This window comes from Streptomyces sp. Y2F8-2 (assembly GCF_014905555.1).
Taxonomy (GTDB): Bacteria; Actinomycetota; Actinomycetes; order Streptomycetales; family Streptomycetaceae; genus Streptomyces; species Streptomyces cynarae.
The window spans coordinates 171,172-192,274 of record NZ_BNGS01000010.1 but is presented as its reverse complement, the minus strand read 5'-3'; the positions used below and the strand labels follow the sequence as shown (position 1 = coordinate 192,274).

General features: G+C 65.7%; 16 protein-coding genes and 1 pseudogene. 12 read left to right on the top strand and 5 right to left on the bottom strand.

Going from position 1 to position 21,103, the window contains the following annotated elements; genetic code table 11:
• Nucleotides 1–132: 132 nt before the first annotated feature.
• Nucleotides 133–831: an HAD family hydrolase gene (locus tag SY2F82_RS30105; RefSeq protein ID WP_200422315.1), complete on the bottom strand. Its 699-nt coding sequence runs from the start codon at nt 829–831 to the stop codon at nt 133–135.
• Between the two features lie 98 nt (nt 832–929).
• Between SY2F82_RS30105 and SY2F82_RS30100 the strand changes: the two genes are divergently transcribed.
• Both SY2F82_RS30100 and SY2F82_RS30095 read left to right on the top strand, forming a co-directional pair.
• Entirely contained in the window at nt 930–1,679 is a 750-nt protein-coding gene (locus SY2F82_RS30100; RefSeq protein ID WP_200422314.1) for a helix-turn-helix domain-containing protein, read from the top strand.
• A 7-nt stretch (nt 1,680–1,686) separates the two neighbouring features.
• Nucleotides 1,687–2,154: an NUDIX hydrolase gene (locus tag SY2F82_RS30095; RefSeq protein WP_200422313.1), complete on the top strand. Its 468-nt coding sequence runs from the start codon at nt 1,687–1,689 to the stop codon at nt 2,152–2,154.
• A gap of 4 nt (nt 2,155–2,158) precedes the next feature.
• On the opposite strand, the gene SY2F82_RS30090 is transcribed toward SY2F82_RS30095, so the two are convergent.
• The gene (locus SY2F82_RS30090) at nt 2,159–2,734 is read right to left on the bottom strand and encodes an HD domain-containing protein (RefSeq protein ID WP_236041876.1); all 576 of its coding nucleotides are present in this window, start codon (nt 2,732–2,734) and stop codon (nt 2,159–2,161) included.
• 224 nt (nt 2,735–2,958) lie between these two features.
• Here SY2F82_RS30090 and aspS point away from each other — a divergent pair.
• The 3 genes and pseudogenes from aspS to SY2F82_RS30075 form a co-directional block, all read left to right on the top strand.
• A pseudogene (gene aspS / locus SY2F82_RS30085) lies at nt 2,959–3,855 on the top strand (aspartate--tRNA(Asn) ligase); the annotation flags it as partial.
• 71 nt (nt 3,856–3,926) lie between these two features.
• Nucleotides 3,927–4,550: a nucleotidyltransferase domain-containing protein gene (locus SY2F82_RS30080; protein ID WP_200422311.1), complete on the top strand. Its 624-nt coding sequence runs from the start codon at nt 3,927–3,929 to the stop codon at nt 4,548–4,550.
• 81 nt (nt 4,551–4,631) lie between these two features.
• The gene (locus SY2F82_RS30075; RefSeq protein WP_200422310.1) at nt 4,632–5,489 is read left to right on the top strand and encodes a hypothetical protein; all 858 of its coding nucleotides are present in this window, start codon (nt 4,632–4,634) and stop codon (nt 5,487–5,489) included.
• A gap of 88 nt (nt 5,490–5,577) precedes the next feature.
• Here SY2F82_RS30075 and SY2F82_RS30070 read toward each other — a convergent pair whose 3' ends face one another.
• Nucleotides 5,578–6,228, bottom strand: coding sequence for a hypothetical protein (locus tag SY2F82_RS30070; RefSeq protein WP_055704534.1), 651 nt, complete (start codon nt 6,226–6,228; stop codon nt 5,578–5,580).
• A 494-nt stretch (nt 6,229–6,722) separates the two neighbouring features.
• Between SY2F82_RS30070 and SY2F82_RS30065 the strand changes: the two genes are divergently transcribed.
• The 4 genes from SY2F82_RS30065 (at nt 6,723) to SY2F82_RS30050 (ending at nt 14,042) form a co-directional block, all read left to right on the top strand.
• A complete protein-coding gene (locus tag SY2F82_RS30065) occupies nt 6,723–8,198 on the top strand; it encodes an ATP-binding protein (RefSeq protein ID WP_200422309.1) in 1,476 nt (491 codons plus the stop codon).
• A gap of 63 nt (nt 8,199–8,261) precedes the next feature.
• A complete protein-coding gene (locus SY2F82_RS30060) occupies nt 8,262–11,033 on the top strand; it encodes a Z1 domain-containing protein (RefSeq protein ID WP_200422308.1) in 2,772 nt (923 codons plus the stop codon).
• Nucleotides 11,030–12,040, top strand: a complete 1,011-nt coding sequence (locus SY2F82_RS30055; protein ID WP_200422307.1) for a PD-(D/E)XK motif protein — start codon at nt 11,030–11,032, stop codon at nt 12,038–12,040. Before SY2F82_RS30060 ends, SY2F82_RS30055 begins: the two co-directional genes overlap by 4 nt.
• A complete protein-coding gene (locus SY2F82_RS30050) occupies nt 12,033–14,042 on the top strand; it encodes an AIPR family protein (protein WP_055704538.1) in 2,010 nt (669 codons plus the stop codon). The genes SY2F82_RS30055 and SY2F82_RS30050 overlap by 8 nt, the downstream gene beginning before the upstream one ends.
• Before the next feature lie 28 nt (nt 14,043–14,070).
• Here SY2F82_RS30050 and SY2F82_RS30045 read toward each other — a convergent pair whose 3' ends face one another.
• Nucleotides 14,071–14,259, bottom strand: a complete 189-nt coding sequence (locus SY2F82_RS30045) for a hypothetical protein (RefSeq protein ID WP_004939606.1) — start codon at nt 14,257–14,259, stop codon at nt 14,071–14,073.
• Between SY2F82_RS30045 and SY2F82_RS30040 the strand changes: the two genes are divergently transcribed.
• Nucleotides 14,258–14,812 carry a very short patch repair endonuclease gene (locus tag SY2F82_RS30040; RefSeq protein ID WP_308437798.1) on the top strand — a complete coding sequence of 185 codons (555 nt, stop codon included), beginning with the start codon at nt 14,258–14,260 and terminating at the stop codon, nt 14,810–14,812. The genes SY2F82_RS30045 and SY2F82_RS30040 overlap by 2 nt on opposite strands.
• Here the strand turns inward: SY2F82_RS30040 and dcm are convergent.
• Nucleotides 14,751–16,718, bottom strand: coding sequence for a DNA (cytosine-5-)-methyltransferase (gene dcm, locus SY2F82_RS30035; RefSeq protein ID WP_055704539.1), 1,968 nt, complete (start codon nt 16,716–16,718; stop codon nt 14,751–14,753). The two genes, SY2F82_RS30040 and dcm, sit on opposite strands and share 62 nt — an antisense overlap.
• A gap of 421 nt (nt 16,719–17,139) precedes the next feature.
• Here dcm and SY2F82_RS30030 point away from each other — a divergent pair, with 421 nt between their 5' ends.
• A complete protein-coding gene (locus SY2F82_RS30030; RefSeq protein ID WP_055704540.1) occupies nt 17,140–19,380 on the top strand; it encodes a sensor histidine kinase in 2,241 nt (746 codons plus the stop codon).
• Complete coding sequence (locus SY2F82_RS30025; protein WP_004939595.1) at nt 19,377–20,612, top strand: response regulator; 1,236 nt, start codon at nt 19,377–19,379, stop codon at nt 20,610–20,612. Before SY2F82_RS30030 ends, SY2F82_RS30025 begins: the two co-directional genes overlap by 4 nt.
• Nucleotides 20,613–21,103 lie beyond the last annotated feature (491 nt).

The following is a 21,103-nucleotide window of genomic DNA, read 5'->3' as shown; positions in this document are numbered from 1 at the left end:
ATGAGGCCGGAGAGGGATAGCACGTCGGCGGAGCGCGGGGGACGCTCCGCCGACGGCTCCCAAGAGCGTGCCGTCGTAAGGCAGGACGGCGAACCACGCGCAGGGACTTCTTACGGACGTCCTGGGACGTTTTCAGCAGACGGCGTGAGTCAACGACCGTAGGTGACGCATCAGGGCGGCGACGTCCGTGAGATCGGTGAGCACGGTGCCTGCGCCGGCCGCCCTCAGCTCGTCCGCGCTGTGGACGCCAGAGGCCACGCCGATCACATGCGCGCCGGAGTGGAGGGCGGCTTGGACGTCACGCGGCGTGTCACCGATGAGGACCACAGGCGTGTCGGGCGGCGTGCCATAAGTCGCCCGTACACGGGACCGGGCGACGTCGACCAGGTCCGCCCGGTCCGTTGCGTCCGCTCCGTACGCTCCGCACTCGATGTCGACCAGACTGTCCAGTCCAAAAGCCCTGAGCTTGACATGGGCGTTCGCCCGGACGTTCCCGGTGAGGACTGAGGAAATCATGCTGGGCTCGGCCGCTACCGCGGCGAGCGCCTCACGGGCACCGGGAAGCGCCCGGCCACGACGGGCAAGATCAGCCTCACGTGCCGCGCCGGCGGCCTCTAGGGCTGGCTGGATCAACGCCCACTCCGGGGGCTCCATACCGTGGTCGCGGAACATCCCCGCGAGGATCAGCCGGTCGGTCCGGCCCTCGGTGCGGGCAGGATGGTCAGCGGTACGGCCGGCGACGCCTTCGAAGGCGGCGGCGTAGATCTCTTTGCTGACGCCGGCGTTCTCGATGAGGGTGTGGTCGATGTCCCAGAGCACGATCAGTGGCACCGGTCCAGCGTAGGCGTACGAACAGTTCCGGCCACAACCGCGTCCAGCGGGGCCATCGCACTTGCGGCCTGCTGTCATGGTCCGGTTGGCTTGCCTGAGTGAATGAGCGACTGCGTTCCGCACTCGTGCAACGGGGCCTGACGGTGGAGGAGTTGGCCGAAGCCTGCTCCGTGGATCCCAAGACCGCCAGCCGATGGATCGGTGGCCGAGTCCCCCACCGCCGGCACCGTTGGACGGTCGCGAACCTGCTTCGGGTCGACGAGACATACCTGTGGCCCGAGAACGGCCAGGGGGCTCAGCGGCTCGGCGCGGCCCGCTCGGAACTCGTCGACACCTACCCCAACCGGGCGAGCGTCCCACGCGATGTGTGGCTCTCCCTGCTTCTGGGTGCCATGAAGCAGGTTGACGTGCTTGTGTTCTCTGGCACCTTCTTCGCGCAGACGAACCCGCACATCGCGAGCATGCTCCAGGAAAGGGCGCAGGCGGGCGTGCGCGTCCGGCTGTGTTTCGGTGATCCGTACGGGGAAGCGGTGCGTGTCAGGGGCAGGGAGGAGGGCATCGGAGACACGCTCGCGGCCAAGATCAAGGCGTCCCTCACCTACTACCGCGACCTCGTCGGCTACCCAGGCTGTGAGGTGCGCCTTCACGACACGACGCTCTACAACTCGATCTTCCGATACGACGACCACCTCATGGTCAACCCGCACATCTGGGGCCAGCCGGCCAGCGCCAACCCGCTCCTCCAGCTCCGCAACACCGACGGCGGGGAATGGTTCCAGCGGTACAGCGACAGCTTCGAGGCCGTGTGGGCATCCGCGCGCCCCTGGGCGCCCGACAGGCAGGAGTAGCAACACCGTGGGCAGGACCGAGTACTACAACGACCCCAAGGCCCCCAAGGCCAACACCCTGATCCCCGCCAGCAACATGCTCGTGATCAACGACGAAGGCGCCATCCTCCTCCAGCGACGCCGCGACACCGGCCAGTGGGCCCTGCCCGGCGGAGCCCAGGACATCGGCGAGACACCAGCCCAATGCGCCGTGCGTGAGTGCGAGGAGGAGACAGGCATCGTCGCCGAGGTCATCGGCTTCCTTGGTGTCTACTCCAACCCGGAGCACATCATCGAGTACACCGACGGCGAGATCCGACAGCAGTACGAGGCCGTGTACATCGGCCGTCCCGTCGGCGGCAAGCCCACAGTCAACGACGAGGCCGATGGCGTGCGGTGGGTCCACCCGGACGAGCTGCACACGCTCGACATCCACCCGAGCATGCACGAGCAGATTGGCCACTACCTCACCGGGGCGTATCCGTACCTCGGGTGACGACTCACGCTCCCAGCTGGATGCCAGCCTCGATCGCAGCCGCCCGCACTCGATCCACGCTCGCGTGGATGTGCGGCGCGGCACGGCGGATGAAGCGGCCGACAACGCTGTCCTCGCCGTAGCGGCCCAAGATCTCCTGCAGCCGCTCTTGGTACGTCGTCCGCTGCCCGTCCGGCGTCGTGGTCATGTCGCAATAGACCAGCGCGTCTGCGAGCAGCGGATCATCCAGGAGAGGGAACTCAGCGGCCAGCTCGTCACGCAGGCCGCGCTCCTCGGCTTCCAGTAGGGCGTACGTGTGGTTCGCCACCAGCCTGACGATCCGCTCGTCCGCCGCGTGTGCGTTCCTCAGGTAGCGGGCTCCGTCCAGCGGATGGAACCCAGTCTCGACAAGCGGGGGCGCATAGCCGATGTCGTGGAGCACTGCCGCGGATTCCAGGACCTCAGCGTCGTCGCCGACCAGCGGCGCCAGCATCTGGGCACAGGCGGCAACGCCCTGCGTGTGTGCCCATCTGCGCGGAAGGCGGTCCCGCAGCAGCTCGCCAGCCAGCTCATACGCCCAGTCGACCTCTGTCGTCCCCACGCTGGGAGGATACGCAAGCAACTTCGCCGACGTCTGGTCCATTCACGGGGAAGCACGCACGCTGAGGGAGTCACCAAGGGATTTCTCGATTGCGGACGAGATCACGGCGTTCATATCCTTCCGGGCAACGCGTTGACGGAGACGAGTAGCCAGGGACCACGCGAGCAGAGAGAGCCGCCGGCAGCTGGGAAGGCGGTCTCGCGCCCCGAGGCGAAGACCCTCACCTGGAGCAAGGGATGCGCGAGTACGCCTACGCGCAGGGCGCCACGGAGATGCACACCCCCAAGCTCATGGACACCACCTCGGAGTCTGGAGCGGAGGTCTTCGAGCTCGGCTACTTCGGTCGCAGCGCCTACTTGGCCCAGTCGCCCCAGTTCTACAAGCAAATGGCGATCTCGGCCGGAATCGAGAGGGTCTTTGAGATCGGTCCCGTCTTCCGTGCCGAGCCGTCGTTCACCTCCCGGCACGCCACCGAGTTCACCGGCGTCGACGTAGAGCTGGCCTGGATCGACGGCGTCAAGGACGTCATGGGGTTCGAGGAGCGGATGCTCGCCCACGCGATCGCCAAGGTGGCCGACGCCCACGGCGAGGCCGTCCGCGAGCGGTTCGGTGTGGAGATCACGGTCCCCACGACGCCCTTCCCCCGTATCACCATGGCCGAGGCGCACGAGATCCTGCGCAAGGGCGGCTGGCACCCGGAGGGGATCAAGGAGGACCTGGACCAGGAGGGTGAGCGGAGTATCAGCGCCCATATCCGGCAGGCCACCGGCCACGAGTTCGTGTTCGTCACGCACTACCCGGTGGGTATCCGGCCCTTCTACCACATGCGGCCGGCCGACGACCCGAGCGTGACCCTGAGCTTCGACCTGCTCTGGAAGGGGCTGGAGATCACCACCGGCGCCCAGCGCGAGCACCGCTACGACGTGTTGCTGAAGCAGGCCGCCGAGAAGGGCATGCGCCCGGAGCCGATGCAGGACTACCTGAACGCGTTCCGGTACGGGTGCCCGCCGCACGGCGGCATGGGCATGGGCCTCGGACGCGTACTGATGGTCATGCTCGGCCTGGAGTCGATCCGCGAGGCCACCTTCCTCTTCCGCGGACCGAACCGGCTCACCCCATAGCCGACCACTGCATTCTGCCTACCTGTGATGTCCCCCTCTACCAGAGCCTCGTTCGCTGAAAGCATGGACGGATGAGTGTTCACGAACTGGGGCCTTGGGTGCCGACGCGCCCGGAGGACCTGGCCGCGATGTTCGCCGAAGCCGACTTCCCGTGGTGGATCGCCGGCGGGTACGCGATCGAACTCGCCGTCGGTCGCGAGCTACGCCCGCACGGCGATCTCGACGTCCTGGTCCTCCGCCGCGACCAGGCGCTTGCGCGAGAGATGCTGAGCGACTGGGACATGCACGTGGCGGACCCGCCTGGCGCGGGGCGCCTTCGTCCCTGGCGTCCGGGCGAGATGCTTGAAGTGCCCCTCCACGACATCTGGTGCAGACGCACACGTAAGGCGCCCTGGTCGGTGCAACTCATGCTGGACGAGGCCGAGGGCGCCCAGTGGGTCTCGCGGCGCAACCCAGGGGTCCGACTTCCGCTCGCGCGATTGGGGCGGAGGAGTCCGACCGGCATCCCTTACCTTGCGCCCGAGGTGCAGCTCTTCTACAAGACGAAGGCCACACGGGACAAGGACGAGACTGACTTCGAAGCGGTATTGCCGCTCCTGGACGAGTCGCAACGCGTCTGGCTAGCGGATTCGATCGCGGTGACCGCCCCGGACCATCCCTGGCGGAAACGTCTCTTGTCCGCAGACCGAACCTGAGAGGCCAGCCGTCTTCGCCGTGTCGCACGCCGATACCTCGACTGCCTGAGCCGGGCTCGCTCCGCTGCTACGGTCGCCGATATGGCGCTCTCAAGTCCCGCTACGCAGCCAGTTGATCTACGGGTGGAGCCGGTCGACGAGGTTCTTGATCGGGTTGAGCGGTGTCTCCGGGTGTCCCTACTCCCGGATTCGGTGATCCGCAAGCGTCGGACCGTCGGGGCCCGGACAGACCGTGATACGTGGATCCGGGTGGAGCGGCGCGCACACGCCCAGATCCCAGAACAGGGGTGGAACGGCACAGAGTGTGCCGCACGTCTCGAAGGCGTCGCCCAGCCCGAATGGCACGGATGTATGGTCTGGCGAGCGGGAGACGGCTCGGCGATGTGGCGGGCAGACGAGACCGAGCTCCTGCCGAGCCCTCCTGTCGGCACCGCTGTGCTGAGCCAGGCTCCGAAGCTTCCGAACGAGTGGTGGAATGCGTTGAACGCCACATTGGACGCGCCGGCGTCGCAGCCCACGAGGCGGATCGCCACGCCGGACACCGCCGCCATCACCCAGGAGCTCGTCACTGCGTCCATCCGCAGTGTTTTCCCCGAGGACTTCGACACGACCGTCGAGCGGTGGATGCCAGCCCACGCCGACCTGAACTGGGCCAATATCACCGCACCGGTGTTCAGCCTCTTCGACTGGGAGGACTGGGGCAGCGCGCCGCTGGGGCTGGACAGCGCGACATTGTGGGCGAGTTCTCTTGTGATCCCAGCCTTGGCTGATCGCGTGTGGCGGGAGCGCCGGCGCGACTTCGAGACTCGGGACGGCAAGTTGATGACGCTGTTCGTTTGCTCAAGGCTTCTTGGTCCGTACGCGCACCCTGAGGATCCCCGGCTGCGGCCAGCAGGACGCATGGCCGAGGAGGTCAGCAAGCAGCTCCAGGCCGGGTGATCGCGAGAGGTAGCTCTGCACGCCGAAGCCGGGGCATGTTCGACGGATGCTGCTCAAGATCGAAAACCGCCGATCCGGCAACAGCTACCTACCTGCGAGGGGACTGCCGCTCCACCTGCCCCAGTATGCGGCTGGCCAAGTCCATGAAGTTCGTGATCGACGGCGCTTCCACGATCAACAACCGTCCGTGGCTACTGCCGTCGTCGAAACCGCATCCTGTGTCGCGGACCAACGGTGTCAGCCAGTGGACGGTCGGGCGCTCCGCTGCGAAGTAGACAACCGGCCGCGGAGACCATGAGTGATCGGACAGGTGGCTCCGGCAGCTTGCTGCAGTGAAGCAGCCAATGGATGTAAGGGCATACGAGAGGCCCGCCACGCCGAGTTCAAGGGAGCCGAGAAGTGGTTCGGCGGTATAGCCGTCCCCGACGAGTTCGACGATCTCACTCTCGGGATGCTCGGCGACAAAGCCTGCTGGCAGGCTGTCCGGGTCGTTTGACTCCAACGCGTTGGCGATTGCCTCGAAGTCAACGTGGGTCAGCGCGGCACGGTCGACCAGGTTGGAGAGGTGTCGCTCCTCCTTGACCATGGCGACGGCTTCCTCGTGGCTCACATCGCCGATGTCCCACACTCCCCGAAAGAACCCGTATCCCTCTTCATCGATCTCGTCCTCAGGTGGCAGACCTAACGCCACATTGGCAGGAAAGCTGGGGTCAACCTCTATGTCCACGACCGGAATCACGGGCGGCTCCAAGTAGTTGTCAGCGACCTTCTACCCCACCGTAACCCTGCCCTTGGCCCATTCACATCAGTCGCTTGCACGCCTGGCTGCGCTGACGATTGCCATCGCCGCTCTCGTCTCGTTCCGGTCTGGCCCCATGGCACAGGTATCCGGCGGGCCGCCGAGGCGCGGGTCTAGAACACAGCCCGAACGCGCTCTGTACTTCCGAGCGATGGCCGGGTCGCGGGAGTAGCTGAAGCGGACGCGCAGCCAGCCTCGGGGCGCCTGCACCATGTCGCTCCGAAGCTGCAGCACAACGACTGCTCCTGGCTGCGGACATACGGAGGTCCTGTTCCTCCGTGCCAGTACCATTAGCGGCGGGTGGGGGGAGCCCTGCGTGACCGGCCTGGCAGGCGTGTTCCAGTCGCGGTCTCTGTCCGCCTGGTGCCTCTGGCTCTCCGGGACAGCTGTGCACCGACCGAGGGTCCCGGGGAGAAGTGGGACTGGGACCACACATGACGTACGACATCGCAGCTCCCGAGCCCGCCGGGATGGTCGCCTCGCTGAGCTCGCTGGGCTACTCGTTGCCGGCAGCGATTGCCGATCTCGTCGACAACAGCATCTCCGCGAAGGCACAGAACATCGACGTCGAGTTCGCCTGGGCCGGAAGCGACTCCTGGATCGCGGTCGTGGACGATGGCGACGGCATGAGCCAGGAGGAACTCGTCACGGCCATGACCGTGGCGGCGCGAGGACCGGCAACGCCTCGCTCGCCCACTGATCTGGGGCGGTTCGGGGTCGGTCTGAAGTCCGCGTCGTTCTCGCAGGCGAGACAGCTCACCGTGGCGACAGCCTGCGACGGCCAGTGGCACACGCGCACGTGGGACCTCGACGTGGTCGAGAAGTACGGCGAGTGGCGGTTGCTCCACGGGGCCGACGACGACACCGCCGCCATTCTCCAGAGAGTCCGGCCTTGCGGCGGCCGTGGCACGGTGGTGCTGTGGCGTCGGCTCAACGGCTATCACACCGTCGCTGTCACCGAGGACGACGAGCGTACCCAGAAGCAGTTCTACGCCGAGGCGACACGCACCGAGGCGCATCTCGGCATGGTCTTCGCACGGTTCCTCGTGGGAACCCGGCGACGCGCTCTAAGGGTTTCAGGAACCGCCGTACAGCCCTGGGACCCCTTCATGACTGCTCATCCCTCGGTCCAGCGGCTGCCTGCCGAGGAACTTCCCCTGGGTAACGGATCGGTGAGGGTCGAAGCGTTCGTCCTCCCGAGCGCCCACCGCCTGACTCCTGATGAGTTCAGCCATGCGGCAGGACCGCAGGGATGGCTTGATCAGCAGGGCTTCTACGTGTACCGGCGCAACCGTCTGATTCTTGCGGGGGACTGGTTGGGGCAGCGCGGGATGCGTCGCGAGGAGAAGTACAACCTCGCTCGCATATCTGTCGACATCCCGGCTGAGTCAGACGCCGAGTGGGGAGTAGACGTGCGAAAGTCCAGCGTCGTCCCGCCTGTCAGCCTACGACCCCACCTTCATCGCATCGCACGTCAGGCCCGCACGAGGGCCGCAGAGGTGCTGCGACACCGCGGCCAGGTCGCCGCACGTACACACGGCGATCCCCTGGTGTACGTCTGGAACGTACGTCGTGCGGACGGCCGGCTCACCTGCCGGATCAACCGCAGTCATCCGCTGGTCCAGGCCACGCTGAGGCAGGGAGGCGCGAACCCGGCTGACGTCCGTGCTCTGATCCGTCTCCTGGAGGAGACGGTACCCGTCGCCACACTCCGTGTGATGCACGAGACCGACACCAGCGACGATCCCGATCCCTTCGGCGGGGCGGGTCCCGCTGACGAGACTGCGACCGAGGTCGCACAGCGCATCTACGAGTCCCTTGTCTCAGGTGGCCGTTCGCCTGCTGCAGCGCGCGAACGGCTGCGCACCATGTCTCCCTTCGACCAGCTACAGGGGTTCTGGAGTACCTGAGCCTGTTGTCGGTGGTCCCCCATACTCTGCTCCATACCGTCTCAGACCAGTTGGAGGTTCCCCGTGAGCTCCACCCCCGACGAACCCCTCGCAAAGGCGAAGCGGTTGGTACGCAGCTTCCTGCCACAGGACCGGCAGCCCAGCCCGGACGAGGTGCAGATCGCGGTCAACGCGATCTTCGGCATGCTGGCCGCACAGGGGGAAACTCTGGACCGGGACCAGCTGGCCAAGGAGATCGAGGCCATGATCACGGTGTTCCAGGAGCGTTCCCTGGGACTCGTTGACCCCAAGGGGCACGAGCCCTGGCTCCCTGAGGCGAAGAACAACCGTTCCTGGGATTTCTGGGAGCGATACCGCTGGTTCCTCGAGGATGTCGAGGACCTGCCGCTTTCGGTCGTGCGACGGCTGGACCAGACCTCGGACGAGGTCTTGAGTCAACTGGAGGATCCGCGGCGGCCTGGCCCCTGGCGCCGCAAGGGGCTCGTGATCGGCCAGGTGCAGTCAGGCAAGACCGGACAGTACATCGGACTCGCTTCCAAGGCGGTTGACGCGGGCTACAAGCTCGTCGTTGTTCTCGCCGGCATCCACAACGACCTCCGGAGCCAGACGCAACTGCGCATAGACGAGGGCCTGCTGGGCTTCGACACCCAGCACCAGATGCGCTCCAACGAGAACGGGGACTCCCGCACCATCGGTGCTGGACTCATGCCGCTGCAGGGCAAGAAGCTCGACATCGCGTCTCCGACGAACAGCTCCGAGAAGGGAGACTTCGGACGCCAGGCCGCAGCCACGATCAACTTCCCGCTCGGCAGCTTTCCTGTAGTGCTCGTCGTCAAGAAGCACTGGAAGATTCTCGAGTACCTGCGCAGGTGGGTGACCGACGTGCAGGGCACCGAGGGCGAGAACGGCCGCAAGATCGTGCGCGACGTTCCGCTCCTGGTCATCGACGACGAGGCCGACAACGCGTCGATCAACACGGTCCGCGATCCTGACGACGACCCCACCAGGACAAACAGGGCGATCCGAGACCTCATCAACAGTTTCGACAGGGCGGCGTACGTCGGGTACACGGCCACTCCGTTCGCCAACATCTACATCGACCCCGACGCAGACCACGACGAGGTGGGCGGGGATCTCTTCCCGGAGAGCTTCATCCGCAGCCTCCCCTCGCCCTCGAACTATCTCGGCCCGGAGCGCGTGTTTGGACTCCAGGTGGATGACGAGGATGAGGAGGACGTGGATCCGTTGCCGCTGGTGCGTCACGTGAACGACTCCGACAGCTGGTTGCCGAGCCGGCACAAGGCCGGCGACAGGCCCCGTGGGGATCTCCCTCGGTCTCTACGTGAGGCCGTTGCGTCGTTCGTGCTCTCGTGCGCGGCTCGCCGGGCCAGGGGCCAGGTAAGGGTGCACAACTCCATGTTGGTGCACGTGACCCGGTTCACGGCTGTGCAGAGCCTTGTCCGTGAACAGGTGGAGGACCACCTGCACTTCCTTGTGGACTCGCTCCGTGACCGGTACGGGAAAGGGCCGAAGCTTCTTGCGGAGTTCCAGGAACTCTGGGAGCGCGACTTCGTTCCCACCACCGCGCACTTCCCGGCTGACGAGGCTGAACCTCTGACCTGGGAGCAGGTGTCGACGGAGCTTCTGGACGCGATCAGGAAGATCCAGGTCAAGGCGGTGAACGGCACTTCCCGGGACGCTCTCGACTACTACGACAACCGCAAGGACGGCCTCTCTGTCATCGCCATCGGCGGCCAGAAGCTGTCCCGGGGCCTCACGCTTTCAGGGCTCACGGTCAGTTACTACCTGCGCTGGGCCAACACGTACGACACGCTGCTCCAGATGGGCAGGTGGTTCGGGTACCGACCCGGGTACGAGGACCTGTGCAGGCTGTACACCACGCCTGCCGTCGAGGACGCCTACGTGGAGGTCACGGCTGCGACCGACGAACTACGCCGCGAGGTCGAGGAGATGGCCACGCTCGGTCTTACACCCCGGCAGTTCGGTCTGAAGGTCCGCTCGTCGTCGCTGGGGCTCATGGTCACTGCGGCGAACAAGATGAGGCAGAGTGAGAGGATCCTGCTCAGTTACTCCGGCGAGGGGCCGGAGACGGTGATCTTCAACCTTGCCGACCGAGCTGTGAAGCGTAACTTCAAGTCGCTCGAGGACCTGGTGCGGCACCTCGACGGCATCACGGAACCCGAAACGGCGGTCAGCGGCGGCACGGTGATGTGGCGGGGGGTACCGCCGGAAGTGGTCTCCGAGTTCGTGGCCTCCTACGAGACCGACCGCATGGCCCAGAGGGTCCGTCCCCGACTCATCGCAAAGTACATCGAACAGTGTGCCAAGGTGGGTGAGCTGGGCAACTGGACCGTCTGCCTGGTAGGCAAGTCGGCGGCCACGCACGTGGACGTCGCCGGGCATTCGGTCGGACCAGTTACGCGTGCCCCGCTCAACCCGGAGTTCAGAGCAGAGGGGCGGTACACCATCCGTCGTGTCCTCAGCCCGCGCGACGAGGGCCTCGACCTCGACGAAGCACAGCTTGAAGCGGCACGGGCGGCCGCTGGGAAGGCAGCGAAGCAGAAGGAGAAGACCTCGGTCCCGAAGCACCCGTCGGGTCCGTACCTCCGTCGTCAGCGACGTCCCGACCAAGCCCTGCTACTCATCTATCCCATTGAAGTACCGGGATCCGAGGACGACTCCCCGGAGCTGCCGCTGGTGGGCTTCCAGGTGAGCTTTCCCTACTCCCGTAACCAGTCGAAGACCGAGTACGTGGCGAACAGCATCTACCTGCAGGAGGACATCTACGCCCTCGACGAGGAGGACGAGGCGTGACGGTCACCGAGGAGGACTGGCACGAGCTTGAGCGCCCTCACGACTCGCCAGGACGCTCCAGCCGTCGGTTGCATCCGGACTCCCCGCTGGACGTGTTCCTCTCCGTCGCCCATCCGGGGGGACAGCGCATGCTGGTACTCAGGGCCGACGCCCGCTCGGCAGACCACATCGTGCGTTCGGTTGGGCGACTGCCCCGGGCGGCCGGCATCGAGATGCAGCTGAGTGCGGTGTCCCGTCTCGAGTACGAGCTCCAGTTGGTCCTTACGGCGAACGACCTCCGGGAAGTGTTCAACCCACTCGTGACCGACGTTGCCGACACCGCGCGTTCAGCGCCGGCCGCTGCCGACGCTCTGACAGCCGCCGTGAGCAGGTTCGAGCGCTGGCAGGATCTCCTGCGCACGGTTGGCACGGACGGGCTGGGAGCGGAGGCGCGGAGGGGGCTCTACGGGGAACTTCTGGTGCTTGGTGACCACCTCCTGAGCACCCTGTCCGAGACCGAGGCTGTGGAGTCCTGGACGGGACCGACAGGCGCCAACCAGGACTTCCAGCTCCCTGGAGTCGCGATCGAGGTCAAGGCCAGTGCCGCGAAGCACCCCCGCAGCGTCCGCATAGCGAGTGAGCGACAGCTGGATGACACCGGTGTCCCGCACCTGCTGCTGTGCATGATGGTGCTCGACGAACGACGGGGTGGGTCCGGCGAGAGCCTGAACCGTCGTGTGGAGCGCGTCCGGGGGCACCTTGCCAGCGCTGCTGCCAGGGCCCGATTCGACGGCCTGCTTATCCAGGCAGGTTACCTGCCCGGACATCACGATCTCTATGACGAACCTCGATACACCGTTCGTGACCTACGCTTCTGGCACGTTCGGGATGGCTTTCCCAGGCTTGTCGAGTCGGACCTTCCCGAGGGCGTCAGCGACTGCACCTACCACGTGACCGTCTCGGGGTTGGACAGCTATCTGGCGTCAGTCGACGATGTGAGCATGTTGATCGGGGGAGCCCATGAGTGAGCAGGACCTGGCCGAGTACTCCCGGAGCCTCGTCGCTGACGTTCAGGCGACCGCGGACGCCGAGGGAACGACAACTCCGGAGGCGTTCACACACAGGGTCCTGTTCGACCTGGAGAAGGCCGGCGTCGTCTCCAACACCTTCAGCGCGTACCACAAGGCCCACGGTCACGAGGTCCATGCGTACGGCATCGGAGAGGCGGGGGAGTCCTTGGACCTCTTCCTCACCGATTTCCACCTGGCCCCGCTGGAGACGAAACTCACCAAGGCCCAGACCGAAACCTCGTTCAAACGGCTGTTGACCTTCGCACGTCGTTGCCAGGAGGGCCTGCAGCAACATATTGACGAGTCCTTCGACGTGTACGACATGTGCGAGGCGGTCGAGAAGGCCCTGACCGAGGTGCAGAGGATCAGGCTCTTCCTCCTCAGCAACCGCGTCGCCACGACCGTGGAGGTCCCACCCACCCACTTCGACGGCCTCCCGGTCGTCCACGAGGTGTGGGACCTGGCGCGGCTGCACCGTCACGAGACGTCGGGATCGCTCAGCGAGCCCATCGTGGTTCCCTTCACGCCTCCGCTGCCCTGCGTTTCCGCTCCGAGTTCGGAGCGGGACCATTCCGTCGTGCTCGCTGTGATACCCGGAGAGTTGCTGGCGGAGCTGTACGCGGAGCACGGGACACGGCTTCTCGAACTCAATGTGCGTTCGTTCCTGCAGGCCCGTGGTTCCGTGAACCGAGGCATCCGGGAGACCCTGTTGCACGCGCCCGGCCGCTTCCTGGCCTACAACAACGGGATCACGGCAACGGCCTCCCAGGTCGACTTCGTGACAGGCCCGGACGGAGAGCCGACCCACATCTCCCGCGTACACGGCCTCCAGATCGTCAACGGCGGGCAGACCACGGCGTCACTCCACTATGCCCGGTCACGGGACAAGGCCGACTTGTCCCAGGTCCGGGTCCAGATGAAGTTGACGGAGGTCTCGCCCGAGCGTCTCACCGAGATTGTTCCCAAGATCTCGGAGTACTCGAACACGCAGAACCGGGTGACCCAGGTCGACTTCAGCTCGAACCACGAGTATCACGTGGCGATCCAGCGGATCACCCGTTCCCTCTGGGCTCCCGCAGCCGACGGCAGTGGTCAGGAGACCCACTGGTTCTACGAGCGGGCACGCGGCCAGTACACGGACGAGCTCGCCAAAGCCCGTACGCCTGCCCGACAACGCCAGTTCAAGAGGATCAATCCGACGAAGAAGAGGTTCACCAAGGCCGATCTGGCGAAGTTCGTCCACTCGTGGATCCAGCTGCCCCACCTGGTGAGTCGGGGTGCACAGAAGAACTTTGTCGAGTTCATGCTGCGTATCGACGAGGCGCCACCACGTGTCGACATCCAGTACTGCCAGCGGGTGATCGCAATGGCGATCCTGTTCAAGGCCGTGGACCAGGTTGCCGCCGGCCATGGAGCGGGCAGTCACAAGAGCCTTGTGACGACGTACACGATGGCGAGGCTGTCCCTGGCCACCAAGCAGCGGATCGACCTTGACCGGATCTGGCGTGAGCAGGGGATCTCCGCCGCCCTGGAAGCCGCGGTGGACGATCTGTGCCCCCGCGTCATGGAGGCGGTGACGAACCCGCTGGAGGGCAACCACGTGGGCGAGTGGGCCAAGAAGGTGGGGTGTTGGGACGCCGTTTCACGAGTGCGCTGGGCGGTCCCCGATGCCCTGGCGGCCGAACTCCTGGACCTGCCCCTGGACGAAGCAGCACTGGCCGGCGGCAGCCCGGACGCCGAGGGGGCGGTCGAGGAACTCCTGGTTGTGCCAACCGGCGAGTGGTACGCGCTGGAGCGGTGGGCCAAGGAGACGCACAACCTCGAACCCTGGCAGAGGCAGCTGGCCCAGTCCGTCGGGAGACGGATGGAGAACGGCCAAGAGGTGCCCGAGACACAAGCACTCCAGGCCCTTCACGCGCGTAGCGAGGCTCTGCGCCTGGGGTTCACTCCTGCTCAGTGATGGGACCACGCAGGTCCTGAGTCCTCGGTCAGAGCATGCCCTTCTCGACCAGGTCCCTGACAGCGTCCTCGGCCCGCCTCAGGACAATCCGTCCGTCACCGTCACTGAAGGCGACGAGATCGGAGCCCGGTGCGATGCCGGCCTCCGCCAGCAGGCCGAGCGGCAGCTCGACCCGACCCTGATCATCGACATGGAGTTCGGCTGGTTCCCGGAGCATGGGAAGAGTGTGGCACCCTCCGAGTCGAGGACGTCTACAGACTGGGAATGTGGTCATGAGTGGAGGAGGGCTGACGCCGGACCGTGGGTGGGTCGCCACTCCGGAGGGTGAGCACCTTCGCGGCCGGCGCGTGAGGGACACCAGGCCGGAGGTGGCCCTCAGGAAGGCGGTGCACCGGCTGGGCCTCAGGTTCCGCCTTCACCAGAGGGTGGCTCCCAGGTGCACGGCCGACTTCGTGCTTCCCAGATACCACGTGGCCGTCTTTGTTGACGGCTGCTTCTGGCACGGCTGCCCGAAGCACGGCCCCAAGGTGTTCCGCGGACCGAACGCCGAGCGTTGGACGGACAAGATCGAGACCAACAGGGCCCGAGACAGACGCAACACGGAAGCAGCGGAGGCCGCCGGATGGACCGTGCTCCGGGTCTGGGAGTGCGAGGTCAAGGCCAGTCCAGCGGCGGCAGCACTCATGGTTGCCGAGCGGTGTCCGGCTCCTACTCGCGTGACTGGGCAGGAACAGGCTGCCGACCGTGCGTCCCACTCAGAGCATCCGTGACCAGGTCACCCGCAGCACTTTCCCTGCCCGCGCAGTAGCTACTGAGAGGACACTGGTCACAGAGAGGATTCTTCGCGTTGCACAGGGTGCTTCCGATGAGTCGTAGCGCAGCCATGCGCAGGGGGGCCTTTTCTCCTGCACCGACGAGCTTCACCAAGTGCACCCGGCCGTCACTGAGCCGGTTGGTGCGGTCAGAGTCGCTGTCGTGCAGCCGGGCAGCGACGCGCAGCGCACTCTGTCCCACCCACAGAAGGTCGTCATCGATCAGCAGCCGGTAGAGCGCGCCCTCGGCTGGTTTCATCCCCAGGCGCTTGGGCAGCTCCTTCTGCTTCTCCTCGTCCTCGGACCAGACGCTTGACTTGCCGGCCACGGCGGTCAGCCTGTCGAGGCGCGCCCGAACGGCTGCCGTGGGGGCTGATTCAAGGAGAGTGCGCAGAGCGGACTTGGTCAGAGTCGCGTGCTCCCGGATCGTCTCGAGCATCTCGTGCATCTGACCAGGCTGCACCCGGGTTCCCGCCAACACCGCCACGACCGCCGCGTGCACTGACGACAGCTTGGGCAACTGGTACCAGTTCTCCCCGTTGCGCTGCCGTTCCGCCCAGGCAGTCAGGTCCTCGCGGGCCGTGCGCCAGCGGGGCTGGAGTCCGCCTTCCCCGGCCTGGCACCCCTCGACAGGCAACAGCACTTCCGCGGCGGCCTTGCCCAGGAGGGGTGGCACCGCGTTGCCGATCTGCCGGAAGGCGTCACTACGCGTCCCAGCGAACCTGAACCGGTCCGGGAAGGTCTGTACCCGTGCCGCCTCCCGAACGGTCAGGGTGCGGTTCTGGTCCGGATGGATGTACCAGTAGCCGTCCTTGGCGATGTGGGCGGTGATCGACCTGCTCAGGTCGTCCCAGTCAAGCTTCTTGTACTTGTCGGTGAAGTGCTCGGCGCTGTACCGCTGGAGCTCCGGGTCGATGTCCGAGTACAGGGTGTCGGAGTCCATGCTGTCGAAGATCACCCAGTCGTCCGGCCTGACCCTCCGGGTCATGTGGTCGAAGACGACCTCACGCTTCGCGCGCTTGCGCATCTCCCTGGCAAAGTCGGACAGATCTTCGGAGGGGGTGCCGTAGGCCATCTCACGCTCGCCGACACGCTCCGTGGGCACCACGGTGAGGGGAGGGAGGTCACCAATGGCGTGGCGCAGGGTGGTGCGTTCGTCCTCGGCGACCTCCTGCTGCCACTCGAACCTCTCGATGTCGTTCCTGGCCAGAAGGATGAGCCGCTTCCGGTGCTGGGGTACTCCGTAGCGCCATGCGTCGACAAGGCGTACCTGGGTTGCGTAGCCGAGCTCCTCGAGCTGCTGCTCGATCACGCGGACCACGAAGAAGTCGTCGCCGAGGCCCATGTCCGGGACGTTCTCCATGAGGACGGCGCGCGGCCTGATCCTCTTTATGACGTCCAGGTACGCGCTCCACAGCTCTTTACGGAGGTCGTGAGGGTCGCGGCCATGGTGCTCTACGAGGTGGCGGATCTTGCTCCGCCCAGCCCTGCTGAACGGCTGGCACGGCGGGCCCCCCGCCACCAGATCGATCTTCCCCTTCGCCGGCTCCAGCAGCTCCTCGAGCCTGTCACGCTCGGCTGGGTTCCCCAGGTCCATGTGCAGACTCATGCCGGGGAAGTTGGCCGCATGGGTCTCAAGGGCACGCTCGTCGAAGTCGACAGCGGCTGCAGTGGTCCAGCCAGCTCGCTGAAGCCCAAGACTCAGACCGCCTGCTCCGGAGAAGAGGTCCACGGCGAGGCGACGCCCCTTGCCGTACCCTTCGAGCCACTTTGCGAACCGCTCGGGCCTGCAGCTGTGCCGGTGCCGCGGGAGCTTGAGATAGTCGCTCCGTTCCAGGGGTACGCCATAGTGCGACTCCTGCACAGCACGCACCTCCACACCAGCGAGAACAACGAGCACCAGGAGATCACAGACGCGCTGGTGGAGGCAAGGATTCCACCACGCTGACCTCCGGAAATCCCGTGAGACCGATGCTGCGCTCTGCCGGGTACCGGCGCGAGTCCGCGCGGCCCCCCAGTCCTCGGCTTCGAACCGACGTTCTGGTGCGTTACCAGAGGCAATCGTAGAGGACAGCAGTGACAGCGTCGCTCCCGGGGCCCGGATTGGCCGGACAAGCTGGTCAACGATCCGGCGGGGCTGAAGACACGTTCGAGTCGGCCTGAACCTGTGCACGGTTTCGGCCACTTACGAGAGCCGCCCACCTAGCTCGCTGATGGGTAGTTAGTAGAATCTTGCCCGCCACACACTGCAGAACATGGCTGACAGTTGACGAGCGGGGGCATGGGTGGACTCCGAGAACGCGAAGGCGTATCTCCGGCCGCGGGCCAGGCTCATGAGCACGCTCGGCGAAGAACTGATCAGCAACGAACGCGTCGCCCTCACCGAGCTGGTGAAGAACGCCTACGACGCGGACGCCAGCCTCGTCCTGATCCGCTTCAACCCTCCCCTCGAAGAGGGTGAGGGCTCGATCGAGGTCTGGGACAACGGGCACGGCATGTCGCCGGCCACAGTGCGCGGCACGTGGATGGAGATCGCCACCCCGCACAGGCACCGGAACCCACGCAGTGAGTCAGGTGGGCGTCGCGTGCTGGGCGCCAAGGGCATCGGCCGGTTCGCCTCGGCTCGACTTGGCCATACCGCCACAATCACGACTCGGCGGGTCGATGAGCAGGAGGTCACCCTTCGCATCGACTGGGGGGACTTCACGGATGGTGACGCGTACCTGGATGAGGTTCCGGTCTCCCTGTCCACGACCACTCCGAGTGTCTTCGTAGACGGAGGCATAGCAGCGCAGACCTTTTCCGAGGTCCTCCGGGAATTTCAGTCAGCGCCTGCTACAGCCGTCGGCACGGCGCATGGCACCGTGGTCCGACTCGAGAGGCTTCGCACGGCTTGGGGCACGAACGAGATCGAGGCCCTCAAGCGTTCCCTGTCCAGGCTCCTCCCCCCGCCGCCTCCCGCCGAGCTCTCTGTGCCGGACCAGCCTGAGTTCTCGATCTACATCGACACTCCGGAGGGGCCGCTCCGCCACCACAGCGGGTTCGTTTCTGCGAGTGAGACACTGGCCCATCCCCGCTATCGCCTCGTCGGCGCCGTGGATGCCGACGGGGACGCGAGCCTGGCCATTTACGCCGGCGACGAAGAACCGGTGGAGGTCGTCCAGGACAACCTCCGGAAGGACTCGAAGAGGCCCTCATGTGGCCCTCTGAAACTGGACTTCCGAGTCTGGGACCTTGAGTCGTCGGCCATCAAGCCGCTCCTGGCACTCGACACCAGCGCGAGGAACACCAACGACGTACGGGAACTCATCCGGAACAACAGCGGTGTGGCCCTGTACCGGGACGGGTTCCGTGTGCAGCCGTTCGGGGAACCCGGGTTCGACTGGCTTGGTTTCGACCAGCGACGCATCAACAACCCGACGCTGCGTCTCTCCAACCGGCAAGTGGCGGGATTCGTCTACATCTCGGCCGATGACAACCCCGGCCTCCTGGACCGCTCGCACCGCGAAGGACTGATCGACACCCCTGAGTACGAGGAACTGAAGGCAGTCATACTCCAGGCGATTGCCAGGTTGGAGACGCAACGCTACCGGCTGCGTCGGGAACCCACTGCTCCGACGGAAGCCCCGCTCCTTGCCGGGCCGTCCGAAGGCAGGGGCCACGGGCTCTTCCAGAACTTCAACCTGGACCCGCTGCGACAGGTGGCTGCCGAGCGGCACCCAGAGGACATCATCCTCAGTCGCGCCATCGAGGATGCCACGGAGACGATCAACGAAGGCGTACGCAAGGTACAGGAGGTCATCGCCCAGTTCTCCCGCCTCGCGACGCTGGGCACCCTGGTCGACGTCGTCCTCCACGACGGACGTACCGCCCTTTCCCGCATCGGCGTGGGCCTTCGTCGTCTCGGCAAGATCACCACAAAGGTCGAGACACACGATGTGGAGTTGTCAGCTGCGCTGGACAAGCTGCGGACGGACTTCACCGCACAAGAAAGGGCTCTCGACCGGCTCTTCACTCGCATCGAGCCCCTCAGCGGACGGAAGCGTGGACGGCCCCGCCGGCTCTCTCTACACCAGAGCATTTCCGAAGCCGTTGACGTGCTGGAGTCGGAGATCACCAAGCACGGTGTAGATGTACAGATCAGCGGGGAGGACGTGATCGTCACCGCCGAGCCGGGTGACATCAGGACCCTTGTGGTCAACCTCGTGAGCAACGCCGTGTACTGGCTCTCCACAATGCCCAAGGGCACTCCCCGCGAGATCCTGATCGAGACGGAGCGCAATCACGAGGGCGAACTGGACGTGGTCGACATCACGGTCAGCGACAACGGCCCTGGGGTGCGCGAGAAGATCAAGGACCTGATCTTCGATACCTACTTCAGTGAAAAGCCGGATGGCGTCGGCCTCGGTCTCAGCATCGCAGGCAGCGTCGTGAAGGACTTCTACGACGGCGAATTGGGGCTGGTGAGCCCCGGCACCCTCTCGGGTGCGAGTTTCCGGGCACGACTGCGAAGGAGAGTTGGGTGACGTCGACCGACGTTGCGTATCGGGTGCTCATAGTCGATGACGACGCCCAGATGATCGCGGACCTTCGCGAAGTGCTGTCCGAGGAGCTCACAGACCTCGGGGAGATCCACTTCGAGTCCGAGCAGGACTTCTCCGCAGCCGAGCAGCGTTTGATTGACGAGGACTTCGACCTGGTCATCCTCGACGTCCGCGACGCCGCCGATGGCATACCCTCCGCTGCCGTCGAAGGACGCGGACACGAACTGTACGACGCCATCGCCGGCGCTCGGTGGCTGCCCGTGGTCTTCTTCACAGCTGTCCCCCAGCAGGTGCGTGACCTGGAGAAGCCTCCCCTCATCCGTGTGGTGACCAAGAACGCCTGGGACGAGGTCGCTCCCGCAGTCCGGGACGGGTTGCTCTCGGGAGTGTCGGAGTTGAGACGCCGTATCTCCGATCTCGTCGAACGCAAGGTCCGCGTTTTCCTCCGTGACGTCGTGGCCCCGCACTGGCACGAGATGGCGGGCGCTGATCCCCACGAGATCACCCCGATCATCGTCAACCGCCTCGCGGCCGAGCTCCGGGAGAACGGCCCCAGCGAACTGGGATACGCCGGGGACGGCGAGGCGGTCGCCACTGCTGGTCAACCCTCCGCTGCGCGGGTCTACTTGAAGCCGTTCGTGACCCACCACCTCACCGCCACGGACCTCGTGGTCAGCCCCGAGGGCGATTGGTGGATCGTCCTCACCCCTGCTTGCGACCTGTATGAGGACCACCCGGACGCCAACGTGGCGAGACCTCGTAAGGCCAAGGCACAGTACGTTCGCCTGGCCAAGGCTGACCGCATCTTCACCGAGGACGGCGAGGAGTCGGAGTCGCCAGCGATCGCCACATGGCTGGCCAGCTCGAAGAGCAACAGCCACAAGGACCAGGCCAAACAGGTCTTCGGGGACAAGCAGAACCGGTACCGCGCTCTTCCTGGCTACCTCGACATCCCCGACCTCTTGGTCGACTTCGAGAACGTGGTATCGGTCCCGCTCGCCGAGGCACGAACCTGGCGACGTGTCGCAACCCTCGACAGCCCGTTCTCGGAGGCGATGCTCATCGCCTACAGCCGCTCGGTGGGGCGTATCGGAACCCCGGACCTCAGCTTCGAGGACGTGAAAGTGCGGTTGGAACTCGAGAAGCCGAAGGCCAGGCACGTGCCGACGCAGGCTTCAACGTCATCAGCGAACGGCGAGATTGTGAAGGACTGAGCTTCCAGGCATTCGGACAGCGTGCGCGATCATCAGCGGAGGGTACGCCGGGCGCGGAAGCCTTGGCCCTCGTTGTGGTCACACAGGGATGCCTTGGCATAGACCTACACGCAGCCGGTGGTCACCACGCCCGGGGAGCCATCTGGGAGCCGACCCGCTCCCCGAACCCCTTCCAGGCCCCGCGACACCAACCGAGCCCACCCATCTGACCTGCGGAAACGCCATCGAGGCTGGCAGGATCACCAACCGAACCTCATTCGGGACGAAGAGGTCGTGGGTTCAAATCCCGCCACCCCGACAGTGAAGTACCCGTCAGGGGCCTGGTCCAGTGAGTGGATCAGGCCCCTGACGGGTTTCTGTAGATCGTTCGGGAGAAATCCGGAGAAGATCTTTGCCGGCCTCTCCAAGGGGGTGACTGTCCGGGCCGCGTGAAGTGTGGTGGCCGAGGGCGCTCGGGCTTGCGCTTTCGCGGCCGGCCCCGTAGACGGCCA